Here is a 16,645-nt window from a genome sequence, read left to right on the forward strand (position 1 = left end):
GGTTCCCGTCGACCACAAGCGCGTCATAGATCACACCCCCGTCAGAACTCCGGCGTCATGACCGATCGTCCGGAGTGGTGACCGCTGGCGGCGAGATGGCCGCGGATCGCCTGCCGGCCACGATGAATCCGGCTGCGCACGGTTCCGAGTTTGACGCCCAGCGTCGTGGCGATCTCCTCGTACGACAGACCTTCGATGTCGCACAGGACCACGGCGGCACGAAACTCCGGTGCCAGTGCATCCAGGGCCCGCTGCAGATCCGGGTCGAGGTTGGCGTCGTTGTAGATCTCTTCGGGATTCGGATCGGTGCCCGGCACCCGCTCATAGTCCTCGGGAAGCGCTTCCATCCGGATCTTGTTCCGGCGGCGGACCATGTCGAGGAAGAGATTTGTGGTGATGCGGTGCAGCCAGCCTTCGAACGTGCCGGCCTTGTAGCTCGAGAGCGACCGGAAAACCCTGATGAAGGTCTCCTGCGTCAGATCTTCGGCATCGTGCTGATTACCCGAGAGCCGATAGGCCAGTCGGTATACCCGATCGGCGTGTTCACGGACCAGCTCATCCCAGGCCGGCATCAGGGCCGCATCGCCGGTGGCGTCGAAACGCGCCGTCCCGACCTGCGGTTCTGTCGCGGAGTCGATGACGGATTCGTCGGTGCCGGACACAGCGAGAGTCGTCCCGTCACCGTCTTCGCGGATGGCCTCTGTCACGATCTGCTCAACTCTCCTCCCCAGGACCGGCGCACTTCTCCGGTCATTCGGCACAGCACTACTTCGTCGGGGTTACAGAATCCAACGCCAGAGCGTGCCCGGTTTGTTCCCCTATGACCCTGTCCGACCGGGGTGTGGACTCACTATGAGCGGCCTGAGTGTTACCTGAGAGTCCGCACGATCGAAAGACGGACCGGATCTGCTGCTCAGCGCGCCTAGGCGGCCAATTCCAGGTGCGGCGCTAACCTCAGATCTGTGTCCGATGAGAGCCAGCACGCCAATTCCGAATCCTCGCCACCTGTCATCGACCCTGCAGTACTGAGCAACTACGCAGAGGCCGCGATCGTCGAAGATGAAGCGCTCCGCCTGGCCCGCGAACGGTCCGATGAACTCGGTGCCCCCTCCATCACCCCGGCGGTGGGTGCGGCGCTGTCGCTCCTGGCCCGTCTGGTCAACGCCAAAGCAGTCGTCGAGGTGGGGACCGGCGCCGGGATCAGCGGACTCTGGCTCCTCAACGGCATGCGCACCGACGGCGTGCTGACCACCATCGATTCCGAAAGTGAATACCACCGCGCCGCCAAGCAGTCCTTCAACACCGCAGGTATCAGTCCCGGCCGGACCCGCCTCATCAACGGACGCGCCGCCGAGGTTCTCCCCCGTCTGTCCGACGCCGGCTACGACCTGGTGTTCATCGACGGCGCGGTCACAGACCAGCCACGTTTTGTCGCCGAAGGCCTCCGATTGCTTCGCGACGGCGGCGTCCTGGTGGTGCACAACGCATCGGCCGACGGAACCGTCGCCGACCCGAACAGTTCCGGTCAGGGCGCACTCGCCGCGCGCGAAGCAGCCATGCTCATCGCCGACGACGACTCACTGCTGCCGGTGGTGATCCCCCTCGGACGCGGACTACTCGCCGCGGCCAAGGCCCCCTCGAGCGATTGACGCCGAGCCCCGGCGCTACGTGCTCGGCGTCAGCGCGGTGAGTTCGGGATACCTCGGGGCGATGGTGTCGCCGGTGGACACACCACGGAGCCGGCGACCCACCCACGGCATCGCGTGCTCCACCGTCCACTGCCGACTGTCCCGGCGCCTTTCGCTAGGCGAGATCGGTTGCGGCGGGCCGACTTTCACCGGAACCAGATCGTGTTCGATACCAAGGGCGTCGAGCACTTCGATGGCCATGTACACGTGCCCGGCCGTCGACATGTGCATCCGGTCGAACTCCCACATCGCGCGTTCACGGAACACCCGCATCCGCCAGAAATCGACGAGCGTGAGATTGCGACGCTCGACCACTTCACGCAACAGTTCGTTGTAGACCGCGAATCGACCGCGCAAGGCCCCGAACACCGACTTGCCGCCGGTGTCGTGGGCGGTGAAGGTCACCACCCGGGCGCCGGAATCCTGCAACCGGCCGATCGCGGCGTCGTAGTCCTCGATGAGCGTGTCGATGTCGGCGGCCGGACGCAACAGGTCGCCGGCTCCGGCGGAGATCGCCACCAGATCGGGCTGCATCGCAACAGCCGGAACAACCTGTTCGGACACGATCGACGACATCAACCGGCCCCGGACCGCGAGGTTTGCATACCGGAACTCGGGATCGGCGCGGGCCATCACCTCGGCCACCCGGTCGGCCCAACCGCGCACGCCGTTCGGGCAGCGGGCCTCGACGTCGCCAACCCCTTCGACAAATGAGTCACCAAGAGCGACAAAACGTTTGAAGGGCGCCGTGGCCACCGTGTCAGACATCTGTGGAGAACCTGATTCCACCATCGGGGATCTTGACCCCCGGCCAGACCCGCGCCCCACGCAGCAGTTCACAGCGGGCACCGATGACCGCACCGTCTCCGATCACGCCGTCACGGATGAGGGCACGTGGCCCCACCCGGACACCGAAACCGATGATCGAGCGCTCGATCACCGCACCCGCCTCGACCACGGCACCGTCGAAGATCACCGCCCCGTCCAGCCGGGCACCGGCTCCGATCTCTGCGCCGCGACCGACCACGGTGCCGCCGATCAACAGTGCGCCGGGGGCCACGCCGGCGCCCTCGTGGACGAGGCATTCACCGCGTGGACCGCTGAGGGCGGGCGACGGCGCGATGCCGCGGACCAGGTCGGCACTGCCGCGGACGAAATCCTCGGGTGTACCCATGTCCCGCCAGTAACCGGAATCGACGTGACCCTGCACGTGTACGCCGTCGGCGAGCAGGCCCGGGAAGACCTCACGTTCGACCGAGACCGGACGATCGGCGGGGATCTCTTCGATCACGGAGCGGTTGAAGACGTAGCAGCCGGCATTGATCTGATCGGTGGGCGGATCCTGGGTCTTCTCCAGGAACGCCGTGACCCGCCCGGACTCATCGGTGGGCACGCAACCGAATGCCCGCGGATCACCTACCCGCACCAGGTGCAGCGTGACCGCGGCGCCCGAGGTCCGGTGGGTGTCGATGATGGACCGGACATCGGTGCCGCACAGGACGTCACCGTTGAACACGAGCACGGTCTTCGCGGTCAGGTGTGGCAGCACGTTGCGAATGCCGCCACCGGTACCCATCGGCTCGGACTCGTGGACGTAGGTGATCGACAGGTCCATCTTCGAACCGTCTCCGAAATGCTCCTCGAAAACCTCGGATTTGAACGAGGTACCGAGAACGATCTTGTTGATGCCGGCGGCCTTGATCCGGGCGAGCAAATGGGTCAGGAACGGCACGCCCGCCGTCGGCAGCATCGGTTTGGGGGCCGACAGCGTCAGCGGCCGCAGCCGAGTTCCCTTGCCGCCGACCAAGATAACCGCCTGCACATCATCGGTCAGGGCTTCCGTCGCCGGCGAGGTCACACGATCGTCTGAAGTCACTTTGTACCTTTCGTCGAACTGTGGGTCGTCGAGCCGTCTGGCGAGTTCTCGCGGCGGGCAGCACGTTTCGCCGCCGCCACCACCACCGCCGATCGCGCAGCGAGTCCGGCGCGGAGGGCAAGCCTCAAGGGCGCCTGCCACCAATGCGGGTGCCGGTCGGCCTGGAACCGATAGGCGCTGCGATGGTGTGCCGGCAACATCTTTCCTGGATCAAGGTCGGCCACATGGCCTTTCGCGTGCAAGACCTCTGCGTCGGGGACGAACACGTTGAGCCAGCCCGCTCTGCCCAACCGGTCACCGAGGTCGACGTCCTCCATATACATGAAGTAGCGGGAATCGAAACCGTCGATGGAATCAAAGGCGATGCGCCGGACCAGCAAACACGACCCGGACAACCACCCCACCGTACGTTCGGACACGTCCACGGCGTCCTGCCGGTAGGCAGCGGTCCACGGGTTGGACTTCCACACCGTGCCCAAGATCGCGTGCCCGGTTCCGGAGACCAGATCCGGAACCCGCCTCGCCGACGGATAGATGGTGCCGTCGGGCTCGCGGATCAGTGGTCCCAGTGCGCCGGCCCGTGGCCAGCGATCGGCGGCCGCGAGCAACCGGTCGATGGAACCCGGCCCCCACTCCACGTCAGGGTTCGCCACGATCACGTATTCGATGGCCGGATCGACCTGCGCAACCGCCCGGTTGACCGCACCGCCGTAGCCGATGTTGCCGCCGGTGTGCAGCAACGAGACGTGGTCGTACTTCTGGGCTGCGGCCTCGGGGGCACCGTCGTGAGATCCGTTGTCCGCCATGATCACCGCCGGTGTACCGGCCATCGCACCATCGAGGGTCTGGATGAATCTGGTCAGGTAATCACCGGACGAATACGTCACGGTCACCACCGCGACACGGTCTGAAACCTGCTCATCAGTCACTGCCTCAGGGTAGCCGGAGACCTCAGCCTCCCCTGCCATCACGCCTTCACTGCCACAGCCAGTGCCGAACGCCAGTCCCGCAGCGGCGTCAGGCCGGCTTTCTGCCATGACTGACCAGACAGAACCGAGTACGCCGGACGCGGGGCCGGGCGCGGGAACGCGTCCGACGTGGTGGGCAGAACACGGGCCGGATCGGCACCGATCTCGGCGAAAACGGCCTGCGCGAGGTCGAACCAGCTACAACTGCCTGCGTTCGAGGCGTGCAGGATCGTCCCGGTGGCCGGGGACCCGCCGGCGCAGATGTTCCTGGCGAGCTGCAGCAGGCCATCGGCCAGATCGGTCGAGAATGTCGGTGAACCCACCTGGTCGGTGACCACCGACACCGTGTCGCGTTCGGCCTCCAGACGGCGCATCGTCGACACGAAGTCGGTGCCACCCGGTGCGCCGGTGTACACCCAGGCGGTACGGACGACAGTCGCGGACGGATCGCCCGCGCGGACCGCCACCTCACCGGCGAGCTTGGTCTCTCCATAGACCGACGTCGGCCCGGTCGGATCCCCCGGTTCCATCGGACGCTCGGCGCGGCCGGTGAAGACATAGTCCGTCGAGATATGGATCAGATGCGCGCCGGTGTACGCGGTGAGTGCCGCCAGGTTCGCCGGCCCGGTGACGTTGATCGCACGGGCCCGGTCCCGGTCCGTCTCCGCCGCGTCGACGGCGGTGTATGCCGCGCAGTTGATGACCACATCCGCGGGTCCGAGTCCGCCCAGTACCGAATCGACGGCCTCCGGATCCGTGATGTCCAGATCAGCCGAGGCCAGCGGCCGCACCAGGTCTCCCCCACGAATACGCAGCTGCCCACCCAGTTGACCGCCCGCGCCGGTCACCACCACCGAACCCAATTCCCGTTGCATACACACCATCATGTCCGGTTCGGCCGGGTCTGCGCGCACCGAGTCCGGGGATGCACCAGCGTGAACAACATCATCACGGGCGCGCCGGTCCGGCTCCGGCACCGCCGCGAGATTCGCACGTAGCATTGCGGGCAATCGGTCTCCGCCGGGCCATATCGCGCCCGGAGACCGCCGTCGAAGACATGAGTTAGGAGCGCCGCCCGTCGTGGACCGTCCCTCTTCGGATCGACCGTCGGGTGAGCGTCGCAGCGGTTCACCGCGCGAGGGTCGCCCGCAGCGTTCGGCCTCGGGTCAGCCGATTCCACGGGCTGCGGCCCGCCGGCGCCGCGATGACGGCTCCGAACAACCACGCCCACGCCGCCCGAGGGACACGCCGGCGGGCGATGCCGACCGGCCCAGGCGATCGTCGGCCCGGCCACGCACCGACGACGCACCACGCAAGACCCGTCGGACCGACCGGCCGGGGCCACCGGAACGTCCGCAGAAGGCAGCCGCACCCGCGTCGGCGCCGGCCACCGGTGCCCCGCCCGCCGACGGCAAGAAGTCGGCCCGTTCCATCACCCGGATCGCGGTGGCCGTGGTCTCGGTCGCGGTCCTGGTGGCCACCGGCTACGCCTGGAACCAGATGACCAGTCTCGAGAACAGCATCACCAAGCTCGACGGCCTGAGTCTGGGCAGCGGCAAAGACGGTGCCGTCGATATCTTGATGGTGGGCACCGACTCACGCACCGACGCGCAGGGCAACCCGCTCTCCGAGAAAGAACTGGCCCAGCTGCACTCCGCGGACGATGTCGGGACGAACACCGACACGATCCTGCTCATCCGGATCCCCAACGACGGGTCGTCGGCCACCGCGATCTCGATCCCCCGGGACTCGTACGTGGAGGTACCCGGCGTCGGGATGACCAAGATCAATTCCGCATACGGTTCGGCCAAAGAGGAAAAGCGCGCCGCGCTGGTGAACGAAGGCATGGACCTGGGCGAAGCGGACAAAGAATCCGTGCAGGCCGGGCGCGACGCAGTCATCAACACCGTCACCGGCCTCACCGGTGTCGAGGTCGATCACTACGCCGAAATCGGGCTCCTGGGATTCGTGTTGCTCACCAACGCGGTCGGTGGTGTCGACGTCTGTCTCAATGCTGCAGTCGATGAACCGTTCTCGGGTGCCGACTTCCCGGCCGGCCAGCAAAAGCTCGACGGTTCGCAGGCCCTGAGCTTCGTCCGTCAGCGCCACGACCTGCCGCGCGGCGACCTCGACCGCATCGTGCGCCAGCAGGTCTTCATGGCCTCACTGGCGCAGAAGGTGCTGTCCGCCGGAACCCTGACGAACCCCGGCAAACTCTCCGACCTGCAGAACGCGGTGTCGCGGTCGGTGGTGATCGACCAGAACTGGGACGTCCTGAAGTTCGTCGAACAGCTCAAGGATCTGTCCGGCGGTCGTGTTCAGTTCGCCACCATCCCCGTGGTGACCGAACAGGGATGGAGCGACGACGGCACCCAGAGTGTTGTCGAAGTCGATCCGGTCGCGGTCAAGGCATTCACCGAGGGATTGCTCGGTGAAAAGAATGCCGACGGCACCGTGGCCTTCCTCGCCGGCGACTACACGGTCGACGTGATCAACACCGGCACAGTGGACGGGCTGGCCACCAACGTGTCCCGGATCGTCGCGAACAAGGGATATCGCCCCGGCGAAACCGGCAACGACACCAACGCCACCGTCGACAGCCAGGTTCTCGCCGCGACCACCGACGACCCGGGCGCGATCGCCGTGTCCAAAGACCTCGGCGGCCTGCCGATCACCGCGGATACCTCCTTGCCCCCGAATACGGTGCGCGTCATCCTGACCGACAGCTACACCGGGCCGGGCTCGATCTCCGACTCCGGCGCGCAGGACAGCCAGGAATCCGACACCCAGGAAACCCCGACCCCACCCGCCCCTCGAATCACTGCCGGTGGAACCGGCCCGGAGTGTGTCAATTGATCACCCTTGCAGACGCCGCACTCGATCCGGCGCTGACCAGAGACGGCACCCAGCCACTTCTGACCTACTACAACGACGCCACGGGTGAGCGGACAGAGCTGTCGGGTCTGACGGCCGCCAACTGGGCTGCCAAGACCGCGAACATGATTCGCGACGAGTTCGGGTTGACCCCTGGTGACGTCGTCGCCGTGGACCTGCCCGCACATTGGCAGACCGCGGGCGTTCTGCTCGGTGCGTGGTGGGCCGGCATGCACGTGCGCCTGGGCTACAGCGAAGACGCCGCGCTGGCGTTCTGCTCGATGGACACCTTGGCCGCGATGGATCAGGCGCCCGAGATCGCTGTGGTCTCACTCGACCCGTTCGGCATGCCGATGCGCAATCTGCCGATCGGCCTGACGGACTATGCGGCCTCGGTGCGGGTACACGGCGACCAATTCCGTCCGAGCGGATCAGGTGATCTGGCACTCGACGACCGCACCGTGGCCGAGATCGTCTCCGCGGCCACGGCTTCAGCCGACGCGGTGGCGATCGTGGCGGGTTCACGGGTCATGTCCACGGGCACCTGGGATTCCACCGACAACCTGATCACCCACCTGCTCACGCCTCTGATCGCCGGAGGTTCACTGGTACAGGTGGCACATCCCGATGAGGCCAAACTGGCCTCTCGCGCCGCCACCGAGAAGGTCACCGCAACGCTGTCCTGAAGATCAGAACAGAGTTGGCGCAGGCTCTTTCAACGGCGTCTGGGCCTGCCGCACTCCGCGCAGAGAGTGGTCCCCGACGGTTTCGTCGGGAGTACCCGCGAGCCCGTGTTTTTCGACCAGGGGCGTCGTTCGCTCACGAAGCCACTGCTGGTATTCGGAGGCGGCATAGGCGCCGCGCCCGTAGATCTGGCGATAGCTCTTCAGCAATGCGGGATGATTGTCGCCCAGCCAGGTCAGATACCAGTTGCGGGTGGGCCCACGCAGATGCAGCGGAATCGCGGTGACCGAGGTGGCACCGGCACCGGCCAGGGCCGCGAACAACTCGTCCAGTGCAGCACGGGAATCGGTGAGCTGCGGCAGAATTGGCGCCGCCATCACATGGCAGTCCAATCCGGCTTCCCGCACGGCGGTGATCAGATCGAGCCGCGCGCGGGCCGAGGGTGCACCCGGCTCCACATGCCGGCGCAGATCTTCGTCGAGGAGCGCGAGCGAGATCCCGATCGATACCGGAACCTTTTGGGACGCAAGCGACAGCAGTGGGAGGTCGCGGCGCAGCAACGTCCCCTTGGTGAGAATCGACATCGGTGTACCGGCATCGGCCAGCGCGCCGATGATCCCCGGCATCAGCCGGTAGCGCCCCTCCGCCCGATGGTAGGGATCGGAATTGGTGCCGAGCGCCACCGGTTCGCGCTTCCAGCTCCTGCGCGACAACTCTTTTCGCAATACCGCGGCGATGTTCATCTTGACCACGATCTGGGTGTCGAAGTCACGGCCGGCATCGAGGTCGAGGTATTCGTGGGTGCCCCGGGCGAAGCAGTACACACACTGGTGCAGGCATCCCCGCATCGGATTGATCGACCACGTGAACGGCACCTTCGACGCCTCGGGCACCTTGTTGAGCGCGCTCTTACAGAGGACCTCGTGAAATGTCACGCCCTCGAAGTCAGGCGTCTGTACCGACCGCACCAGGCCGGCCCGCTCCAGCCCCGGCAGGGCCGGAGAGGCCGAGTCCTCGCCCGCATCGGGTTCGGCATCGAGGAGTTGCCCGTCCCATCGCATGAGCTCAAGTCGAACATCTGTTCTAGCTCATGTCAAGTCGACATCGACTTTGCCATGAGCCGTCGGTCGCGGCCGCGACGGGCCGCGAATCAACCTGCGCCCCATTATCTCTGCGCCGAATACACCGAACGGCGCCGCTCTGGTGGAGCGACGCCGATCGGGACAGGGATTCGCCAGGGGGTGCTACCTCAGCGCAGCAGGGCCCGCGACATCACAACCCGCTGGATCTGGTTGGTGCCTTCGTAGATCTGGGTGATCTTGGCATCGCGCATCATCCGCTCGACCGGGAAGTCGCGGGTGTAGCCGGCGCCACCGAAGAGTTGCACCGCGTCGGTGGTGACCTCCATGGCCACGTCCGAGGCAAAGCATTTGGCGGCGGCCGAGATGAAGCCGAGGTTCTTCTCGCCACGCTCGGCGCGCGCTGCCGAGGTGTAGACCATGAGACGGGCTGCCTCGACCTTCATCGCCATGTCGGCGAGCATGAACTCCACACCCTGGAAGCTGCTGATCGACTTGCCGAACTGCTTGCGATCCTTGGTGTAGGCGATGGCCTGGTCCAGGGCACCCTGGGCGATACCGACGGCCTGCGCACCGATGGTCGGGCGGGTGTGGTCGAGGGTCTCGAGCGCGGTCTTGAAACCGGTACCCGGCTCGCCGATGATGCGATCACCCGGGATGGTGCAGTTCTCGAAGTAGAGTTCCGCGGTCGGCGAACCCTTGATGCCGAGCTTCTTCTCCAGCGGGCCGACGGTGAAACCGGGATCGTCCTTGTGGACGATGAACGAGGAGATGCCGTTGGCACCCTTCTCGGGATCGGTGACCGCCATGACGGTGTACCAGGTCGACTTGCCGCCGTTGGTGATCCAGCACTTGGAGCCGTTGAGCACCCAGTCGTCGCCGACGGCCTTGGCACGGGTCTTCATCGACGCGGCATCGGAACCGGCTTCGCGCTCGGACAGCGCATAAGAGGCCATCGCGTCACCGCTGGCAAGGGTCGGGAGCACCTGTCGCTTGAGTTCCTCGGAACCCTTGAGGATCAGTCCCATCGTGCCCAGCTTGTTCACGGCCGGGATGAGCGAGGACGACGCGCAGACGCGGGCGACCTCTTCGATCACGATGCAGGCAGCGACCGAGTCACCGCCCTGGCCGTCGTATTCCTCGGGGACATGGATCGCGTTGAAACCCGACGCCGTCAGCGCGGTGAGCGCCTCTTCGGGGAATCGTGCCTTCTCATCGACGTCCGCGGCGTGCGGCTCGATCTCTTTCTCGGAGAGCGCCCGGATCGCGGATCGCAACTCATCGTGCTCGTCAGCGAGCTTGAACAGATCGAAGTCGGGGTTACCGGCCATCAGAACACTCCTCGTAGGCGCCAGCGTTGATTTCTTCGCTGCAATTCTAATACCGCCCGGATTTCCAGTTACTCGCGGGTAACTTGAATCCGGCGAGCCCCCGCACCGAGTGGCGGGAGATAACCTTGGGCCACCCCGGGCCCGCACGTCGAAAGGTGTTCACCAGATGAGCCGCACGCCCTCACCGGCCGAAGCACTCTCCGACTTCGAGAAGTCAGATTTCACACATTTCGGGCGGACCCGGACCATCTACCGTCGCGGACACGGCCCGGCGGTGATCATCATCGCCGAAATGCCGGGGATCACCCCGAAGGTGCTCAAATTCGCGCGCGAGGTGTCCGACATCGGTTGCACCGCAGTACTTCCCAGCCTCTTCGGCATCGACGGCCTCGACCCGGACAACGCCGGGCCGGCCGAGCTCGGAAAGATGGTGGCGTCACTGGTACCGATCTGCATCAGCAGCGAATTCACCACACTTGCCTCCGGGAAGTCGTCGCCGGTGGTCAGCTGGCTGCGTGCACTCGCCGCCCACGAACACGCCCGGTGCGGCGGACCCGGCGTCGGCGCGATCGGTATGTGCTTCACCGGCGGATTCGCATTGGCGATGGCCACCGACGAGCGGTTGCTCGCACCTGTTGTCGCCCAGCCGTCGCTACCGGTCCGGCCGATCCAAGGCTTCGCAGGCAACATCGACATCTCGCCCGAAGAACTCGAAACGGTCAAAGGGCGCTGCGCCAAGGGACTTCAGGTGCTCGGTGTCCGGTTCAAAGGTGACCGGTTTTCTCCCCCACAGCGATTCGAGTTCCTCCGCAAGCAACTCGGCGACGCCTTTGTGGCCATCGAACTCGACGACAGTTCGGCCGGCCCGTCACCGATACCACCGCACTCGCCGTTGACCGAGCATCTCATCGACGAACCCGGTCAGCCCACCCGGCAAGCACTCGACGACGTCCTCGACCTGTTCCGTCGGCGGCTGCTCACCGAATCGATCTGAGCGCCTCGCCGCTATCCGCCGAGCAGTTTGTCCCGCAGCGCTTGATCTTTCGCGAGGACCATGTCGGACAGGCCCGCCTGGAACCGCTCCATCGCAGCCCGCAATGACGAATCGGAGGCGGCCAGGATCCGCACGGCCAGCAGACCGGCATTGCGGGCGCCACCGATCGAGACCGTGGCCACCGGGACACCGGCCGGCATCTGCACGATCGACAGCAACGAATCCATCCCGTCGAGATATTTCAGCGGCACCGGCACTCCGATGACGGGCAACGGTGTGGCCGACGCCACCATCCCCGGCAGGTGCGCAGCACCACCGGCACCGGCGATGATGACCGAGATTCCGCGTCCGGCAGCATCTTTCGCGTAGTCGAGCATGCGCTGCGGCGTGCGATGCGCCGAGACGACACCGACTTCGAAACGCACACCGAACTCCGCGAGCGCCTCGGCGGCCGCCTCCATCGTGGGCCAGTCCGAATCGCTGCCCATGATCAGGCCGACCTGCGGCCCCGATGCCCTCGACTCGCCCACTGATTCACTCACCGTGTACATCCCATCCGTCGGTCCAGACTCCCTGCGACATCCAGTGTGCCGCGCGTTCCGCGATCTCCCGGACACGTGCCACATCGTCCGGATCGTCGACGTCGTCCGTGGCCGCACCGAGCACGTTGATGTGCCCGATCTTGCGATCCGGCCGCTCACCCTTGCCGTAGAGATGGACCCTGGCCTGCGGGATCCGCGCGAAGAGATGATGCAGCCGTTCGTCCATGGACATCTCCGGTGGGTGCTCCGCCCCCAGGATGTTGGCCATCACGGTGATCGGCGCGAGGGTGCCGGTGTCGCCGAGTGGATAGTCGAGCACCGCTCGCAGATGTTGTTCGAACTGCCCGGTGACCGCACCGTCCATGCCCCAGTGGCCGCTGTTGTGCGGCCGCATCGCCAATTCGTTCACCAGCAGGTCGCCGTTGTCGGTCTCGAACAGTTCCACCGCCATCACACCCACGACCCCGAGTTCGGCGGCGAGCGACAACGCCAGACGCTGTGCCTGTGCCGCGACGTCGGCGTCCAGGGAGGGCGCCGGTGCGATGACGACGGCGCATTGACCCTTGCGCTGCACGGTCTCGACCACGGGCCACACCGCACCCTGACCGAACGGTGACCGCGCGACCATCGCCGACAGTTCCCGGCGCAGTGTCACCTTCTGCTCGGCCATCAGCTCAGTGCCGGCGGGGGCCTTCGCCAGGACGTCGAGTGCTTCCTCCCGGCTGTCGATCAGCCAGACGCCGCGCCCGTCGTAGCCGCCGCGGATGGCCTTGATGACGATCTGCCAGTGATGTCGGTCACCGAATTCGATGAGTTGTGCCTGCGGATCGGCGCCCGCCAACTCGACGTAGTCCGGGATCGGGGCACCCAGCGACGCCAGTTTGCGGCGCATCAACAGTTTGTCCTGGGCGTAGATCAACGCGGTCGGCGGCGGTAAGACCTTGACGCCCTCGGAGACGAGCACCTCGAGATGTTCGACGGGCACACCCTCGTGGTCGAAGGTCAGTGCGTGGCAACCACGGGCGGCCTCCCGCAGATCGTCGAGGTTGAGGTGTGAGCCCAGAACCAGGTCGGGGGTCACCTGACCGGCGGGTTCATCGACAGAACCGGCCAGGACCCGAAGTCGCTGTCCCAGCGCAATCGCCGCCTGATGTGTCATCCGGGCGAGCTGGCCGCCGCCGATCATGGTCACCACGGGCATCCCCGACACCGCTGCGGTGCGGCTGCCGGTGGCCGCGGCATCGCGTTCTCCGGATGCGGGCGCGGGGGCCGGCGGAACCGTTGCCCCGATCGATTCGGGAGCTGGGCTTCGATCACTCGTCACGGCTGCCAATCGTCTCACGTGTCGCCCCGGCGAATGACACGGGCAGGGGTCTGGCGGGGCGGGATTCGTACCCGGCCGCAAATCTTTCGTAGACTGCATCCTTGTGTCATTCATCGACGGGCTGATGTCCCGTACCCCAGCGCCGATCCGAGCGCTGGCGATGCGTCACCATGAGCTGATCAAGTTCGCGATCATCGGCGGATCGATGATGATCCTCGACATGGCGATCTTCTATTCGCTCAGCCTGACCGTTCTCGAGGCCAAGCCGGTCATCGCCAAGATCATCTCCGGTGTACTGGCCACGATCGTCAGCTACGTCCTCAATCGCGAGTGGGCCTTCAAGAACCGCGGCGGACGCGAAACGCACCACGAGGCCATGCTGTTCTTCGCGATCAGCGGCATCGGCGTCCTCTTGTCGGCGGCCCCGCTGTTCGTGGTCAACAACCTCTTCGACATCCGCAGTTCGGTGGACGTCAAGCAGCTCGTCATCATCGACTTCGTCCTCGGTTACATCATCGGCAACCTGCTCCAGATGGCGTTCCGATTCTGGGCACTGCGCCGGTTCGCGTTCCCCGAGACCGAGATGGACAGCACCGGATCCGCGGCGGTCGACCTCGAACCCGCGCCCGCACCCGGGGACCTAGGCCACAACTGAGCGATCCGGCGTTACCGGGGTTCCGCCTGATTGGTCTCCACCGGGTCCGCACCGTCGTCGTCGATGTCGTATCTGGGTACAACGATCGCAAAGGTCGGCGGACGGCGGTGCAGCAGATCCAGACGGCCACCGTCGGCCTCGATGAGTGCCCGCGCCAGCGACAGCCCGACACCGCTCGACCCACCTTCCGAATAGCCGCGCTGAAACACGTGCGGCGCGCTCTCATCGGTGACTCCCGGACCCTGGTCGGACACCGAGATCCGGATCATGCCGCTACCCGGCAACTCTCGGGTGTCGACGACGACATCACCCTTGCCGTGCTGCAGCGCGTTGTCGACCAGGACCGCGAGGGCTTCGCGCAGCCGAGTGGGAGTCACCCGCGCTGCTGCCTGTCCGGCCATCTGCACGGTCAGCTGACGCCCCTGCACCTCGAATGCCTGATGGAAGTCGTTGACCACCCGCGCCACCTGCTCCGGGATGGCCACCGGATCGAGCATGGCCACCTGCTCTCCGCGGGCGGCCGAGATCAGCTCGTCGAGGTCCTTGGTCAGTCGCTCGACCTGTCCGAGGGCCGCTTCGGCCTCGTCCACCACGGCGGTGTCGGGATGGATCGACAACTCGTCGAGTCGTAGGCGGATCGCGGTGAGCCGACTCCGGAGCTGATGGGACACCTCACCGACGATCCGGCCCTCACGTTCGAGCCGGGTGGTGATCTCGCTGTTCGCGGCATCGAGCGCCGACGACATCCGGTCCAGTTCTTCGATGTCGTAGATCCGGCCCGCGGTCCCGAAATCACCGTGTGCCATCCGCGTCGCCCGCTCGGCGACCTCTTCGAGGGGATCTGCCAGGCGTCCGGCGGTCACCGCAGCAACCACGACACCGGCGATCACCGAAATCGTCACCGCCAGCGACACGATGCCGACCGCACCCCACTGCCTGCTGCGCACCTGCGCCTGCGGAATCGAGAGGGTCAGCGTCCCGGCCTCACCCAGGGCGAGCGACTCGCTGACCGGTTGATCATCGAAGTCGGTGCCGATACCGACTTCACGTTGCTCGAGACCGATAGGGGTCGACACCGGAAAATTCATCGTCAGCAGACCCTCGTCGGGGACGAGCAGCCGGAACTTGTCTCGGTCGAGATTCCCCGAGACCGTGCCGTCCGAGCCCTCCTGGCGGAGCAATTCGCTCGAGATGCGGTCGAGTCTGTTGTCGAGATCCTGGTGCGCGGTGTCGTCGACCCACCACCAGGCGGTGAACATCAGGGGTACGCCGAGCAGCAATCCGATGCCCACGACCATCCCGATCATCGACCGGAGGATGCGGCGGCGCACGTCTAGTCGGGATCGAAGCGGAAACCGACACCACGGACGGTGACGATTCGCTTCCGGCAGCCGGGCTGGTCGTCCCCGATCTTTCGGCGCAACCAGGAGATGTGCATGTCGAGCGTCTTGGACGACAACAGATCCGGTGTGCCCCAGACCTCCGTCAGGATCTCCTCGCGACTGACCACTTCGCCGGCGCGTTCCATCAGATAGCGCAGTAGGTCGAACTCCCGGTTGGCGAGCGTGGTGTCCACGCCGGACACCAGGACGCGCCGACCCCTCGCATCGAGGTGGATGTCACCGGCCTCGATCACCACATCGGCGGTTTGCTTGCGGCGCAACAGCGCCCGGACCCGGGCCAGCAGCTCGGCGAGCCGGAACGGCTTGCCGACGTAGTCGTCGGCGCCGGCGTCGAGACCGACGACGAAGTCGACCTCGTCGGTGCGGGCGGTGAGCATCAGGACCGCCAGTTGGGGTCGGGTCTGCCGGATGCGGCGACAGACCTCGAGTCCGTCCATCTCGGGTAGTCCGAGATCGAGCACCAGCAGTTCGAATCGTCCGCTGCCGGCGAGCGTGAGCGCATCGGTACCCGTGGTGACGACCTCACAGCCATAGCCCTCGCGGCTCAGCGCGCGGGCCAGCGGCGCGGAGATCGCTTCATCGTCTTCGGCGAGCAGAACGTCGGTCACGTCACCAACCTAGGCCCCTCGCGCCCATGATCACCGGCGGCCGCGGAAGTCGTCGCCGTCGGCGGTGTCGAAGACCTCGTGATAGAGCAGCGAATGGACTCGTTCGACCTGCGGGATGTCGTTGAACTCGAGTGGATCCTCCGACGCGGACTCGATGATGAGCGTTCCCGTCCGCAGGATCCGGTCGACGAGGCCGTGACGGAATTCGACGGAGTTGATGCGCTGGACCGGGATGTCGATACCGGATCGGGTGATGATGCCGTTGCGGTAGGTGACACGACGATCGGTGAGCACGAAGTGGGTGGTCCGCCAGCTGATGAACGGCCGGACGAAAAACCACAACACCACGCCGGCCCACAGCACCGCAATGATGATGCCCAGGGTCGTCTTGGTGGAGGACCCGAGATCGGAGGTCTCCAGGTATCCGCCGGCGGCACCGGCCAATGCGGTACCGAGGACGAAGATCAGCGTCGGACCCAACAGGCACTTCCAGTGCGGGTGGTGGTGCAGGACCACGCGTTCACCCTGGGCCAAAATGCTCTCCGGATACCCCATCAACAGGCCTTCCCACTCGATTCGCGTGTAACCCGACGCAGGGTGCGCCACTTCTCGACGTGCC

At 65.9% G+C, this 16,645-nt stretch carries 17 protein-coding genes; 5 read left to right on the forward strand and 12 right to left on the reverse strand.

Annotated features, from left to right (window positions below):
- Positions 1-41 precede the first annotated feature (41 nt).
- On the reverse strand, positions 42-662 hold the full coding sequence (gene sigE / locus H290_RS0122395; protein WP_036519935.1) for an RNA polymerase sigma factor SigE: 621 nt from the start codon (positions 660-662) through the stop codon (positions 42-44).
- A 300-nt stretch (positions 663-962) separates the two neighbouring features.
- On the opposite strand from sigE, the gene H290_RS0122400 reads away from it, so the two are divergent.
- A complete protein-coding gene (locus H290_RS0122400) occupies positions 963-1,649 on the forward strand; it encodes an O-methyltransferase (RefSeq protein ID WP_020109078.1) in 687 nt (228 codons plus the stop codon).
- Positions 1,650-1,664: 15 nt separating this feature from the next.
- On the opposite strand, the gene H290_RS0122405 is transcribed toward H290_RS0122400, so the two are convergent.
- The 4 genes from H290_RS0122405 to rfbD are packed head-to-tail and all read right to left on the reverse strand — an operon-like array spanning position 1,665 to position 5,407.
- Positions 1,665-2,456, reverse strand: coding sequence for an SGNH/GDSL hydrolase family protein (locus tag H290_RS0122405; protein ID WP_020109079.1), 792 nt, complete (start codon positions 2,454-2,456; stop codon positions 1,665-1,667).
- Positions 2,449-3,564 (reverse strand): sugar phosphate nucleotidyltransferase, encoded by a 1,116-nt coding sequence (locus H290_RS0122410; protein WP_020109080.1) that lies wholly within the window; start codon positions 3,562-3,564, stop codon positions 2,449-2,451. The genes H290_RS0122405 and H290_RS0122410 overlap by 8 nt, the downstream gene beginning before the upstream one ends.
- The gene (locus H290_RS0122415) at positions 3,561-4,532 is read right to left on the reverse strand and encodes a glycosyltransferase (RefSeq protein ID WP_020109081.1); all 972 of its coding nucleotides are present in this window, start codon (positions 4,530-4,532) and stop codon (positions 3,561-3,563) included. The genes H290_RS0122410 and H290_RS0122415 overlap by 4 nt, the downstream gene beginning before the upstream one ends.
- Positions 4,532-5,407: a dTDP-4-dehydrorhamnose reductase gene (rfbD, locus tag H290_RS0122420; RefSeq protein ID WP_196809612.1), complete on the reverse strand. Its 876-nt coding sequence runs from the start codon at positions 5,405-5,407 to the stop codon at positions 4,532-4,534. Before rfbD ends, H290_RS0122415 begins: the two co-directional genes overlap by 1 nt.
- A 205-nt stretch (positions 5,408-5,612) precedes the next feature.
- Between rfbD and H290_RS29490 the strand changes: the two genes are divergently transcribed.
- Positions 5,613-7,388, forward strand: coding sequence for an LCP family protein (locus H290_RS29490; RefSeq protein WP_020109083.1), 1,776 nt, complete (start codon positions 5,613-5,615; stop codon positions 7,386-7,388).
- Complete coding sequence (locus tag H290_RS0122430) at positions 7,385-8,092, forward strand: TIGR03089 family protein (protein WP_020109084.1); 708 nt, start codon at positions 7,385-7,387, stop codon at positions 8,090-8,092. The genes H290_RS29490 and H290_RS0122430 overlap by 4 nt, the downstream gene beginning before the upstream one ends.
- Positions 8,093-8,095: 3 nt before the next feature.
- Here H290_RS0122430 and H290_RS0122435 read toward each other — a convergent pair whose 3' ends face one another.
- Positions 8,096-9,151, reverse strand: coding sequence for an Rv2578c family radical SAM protein (locus H290_RS0122435; protein WP_020109085.1), 1,056 nt, complete (start codon positions 9,149-9,151; stop codon positions 8,096-8,098).
- Between the two features lie 188 nt (positions 9,152-9,339).
- The gene (locus tag H290_RS0122440; RefSeq protein WP_020109086.1) at positions 9,340-10,500 is read right to left on the reverse strand and encodes an acyl-CoA dehydrogenase; all 1,161 of its coding nucleotides are present in this window, start codon (positions 10,498-10,500) and stop codon (positions 9,340-9,342) included.
- A gap of 166 nt (positions 10,501-10,666) precedes the next feature.
- On the opposite strand from H290_RS0122440, the gene H290_RS0122445 reads away from it, so the two are divergent.
- Positions 10,667-11,494: a dienelactone hydrolase family protein gene (locus H290_RS0122445; protein WP_020109087.1), complete on the forward strand. Its 828-nt coding sequence runs from the start codon at positions 10,667-10,669 to the stop codon at positions 11,492-11,494.
- Between the two features lie 11 nt (positions 11,495-11,505).
- On the opposite strand, the gene purE is transcribed toward H290_RS0122445, so the two are convergent.
- Positions 11,506-12,045 carry a 5-(carboxyamino)imidazole ribonucleotide mutase gene (gene purE / locus H290_RS0122450; protein ID WP_051122178.1) on the reverse strand — a complete coding sequence of 180 codons (540 nt, stop codon included), beginning with the start codon at positions 12,043-12,045 and terminating at the stop codon, positions 11,506-11,508.
- Positions 12,029-13,237, reverse strand: coding sequence for a 5-(carboxyamino)imidazole ribonucleotide synthase (locus H290_RS0122455; protein ID WP_231373809.1), 1,209 nt, complete (start codon positions 13,235-13,237; stop codon positions 12,029-12,031). Before H290_RS0122455 ends, purE begins: the two co-directional genes overlap by 17 nt.
- A gap of 226 nt (positions 13,238-13,463) precedes the next feature.
- Between H290_RS0122455 and H290_RS0122460 the strand changes: the two genes are divergently transcribed.
- Positions 13,464-14,015 carry a GtrA family protein gene (locus H290_RS0122460; protein ID WP_020109090.1) on the forward strand — a complete coding sequence of 184 codons (552 nt, stop codon included), beginning with the start codon at positions 13,464-13,466 and terminating at the stop codon, positions 14,013-14,015.
- A gap of 11 nt (positions 14,016-14,026) precedes the next feature.
- On the opposite strand, the gene H290_RS0122465 is transcribed toward H290_RS0122460, so the two are convergent.
- The 3 genes from H290_RS0122465 to H290_RS0122475 are packed head-to-tail and all read right to left on the reverse strand — an operon-like array spanning position 14,027 to position 16,581.
- The gene (locus tag H290_RS0122465; protein ID WP_155976985.1) at positions 14,027-15,322 is read right to left on the reverse strand and encodes a HAMP domain-containing sensor histidine kinase; all 1,296 of its coding nucleotides are present in this window, start codon (positions 15,320-15,322) and stop codon (positions 14,027-14,029) included.
- A 26-nt stretch (positions 15,323-15,348) separates the two neighbouring features.
- Positions 15,349-16,026 carry a response regulator transcription factor gene (locus tag H290_RS0122470; RefSeq protein ID WP_020109092.1) on the reverse strand — a complete coding sequence of 226 codons (678 nt, stop codon included), beginning with the start codon at positions 16,024-16,026 and terminating at the stop codon, positions 15,349-15,351.
- Between the two features lie 30 nt (positions 16,027-16,056).
- Complete coding sequence (locus H290_RS0122475; RefSeq protein WP_036519958.1) at positions 16,057-16,581, reverse strand: PH domain-containing protein; 525 nt, start codon at positions 16,579-16,581, stop codon at positions 16,057-16,059.
- Between the last annotated feature and the right edge of the window lie 64 nt (positions 16,582-16,645).

Source organism: Nocardia sp. 348MFTsu5.1, assembly GCF_000383535.1.
In the GTDB taxonomy this organism is placed as follows: Bacteria; Actinomycetota; Actinomycetes; order Mycobacteriales; family Mycobacteriaceae; genus Williamsia; species Williamsia faeni.

Coding starts and splice junctions, on each gene's coding strand:
- H290_RS0122475 (WP_036519958.1), bottom strand. CDS start 16,581: ATGGGGTATCCGGAGAGCATTTTGGCCCAGGGTGAACGCGTGGTCCTG.
- H290_RS0122440 (WP_020109086.1), bottom strand. CDS start 10,500: ATGGCCGGTAACCCCGACTTCGATCTGTTCAAGCTCGCTGACGAGCAC.
- H290_RS0122405 (WP_020109079.1), bottom strand. CDS start 2,456: ATGTCTGACACGGTGGCCACGGCGCCCTTCAAACGTTTTGTCGCTCTT.
- H290_RS0122465 (WP_155976985.1), bottom strand. CDS start 15,322: ATGATCGGGATGGTCGTGGGCATCGGATTGCTGCTCGGCGTACCCCTG.
- H290_RS0122445 (WP_020109087.1), top strand. CDS start 10,667: ATGAGCCGCACGCCCTCACCGGCCGAAGCACTCTCCGACTTCGAGAAG.
- H290_RS0122455 (WP_231373809.1), bottom strand. CDS start 13,237: ATGCCCGTGGTGACCATGATCGGCGGCGGCCAGCTCGCCCGGATGACA.
- H290_RS0122415 (WP_020109081.1), bottom strand. CDS start 4,532: ATGGCAGGGGAGGCTGAGGTCTCCGGCTACCCTGAGGCAGTGACTGAT.
- purE (WP_051122178.1), bottom strand. CDS start 12,045: ATGTACACGGTGAGTGAATCAGTGGGCGAGTCGAGGGCATCGGGGCCG.
- rfbD (WP_196809612.1), bottom strand. CDS start 5,407: ATGCAACGGGAATTGGGTTCGGTGGTGGTGACCGGCGCGGGCGGTCAA.
- H290_RS0122435 (WP_020109085.1), bottom strand. CDS start 9,151: ATGCGATGGGACGGGCAACTCCTCGATGCCGAACCCGATGCGGGCGAG.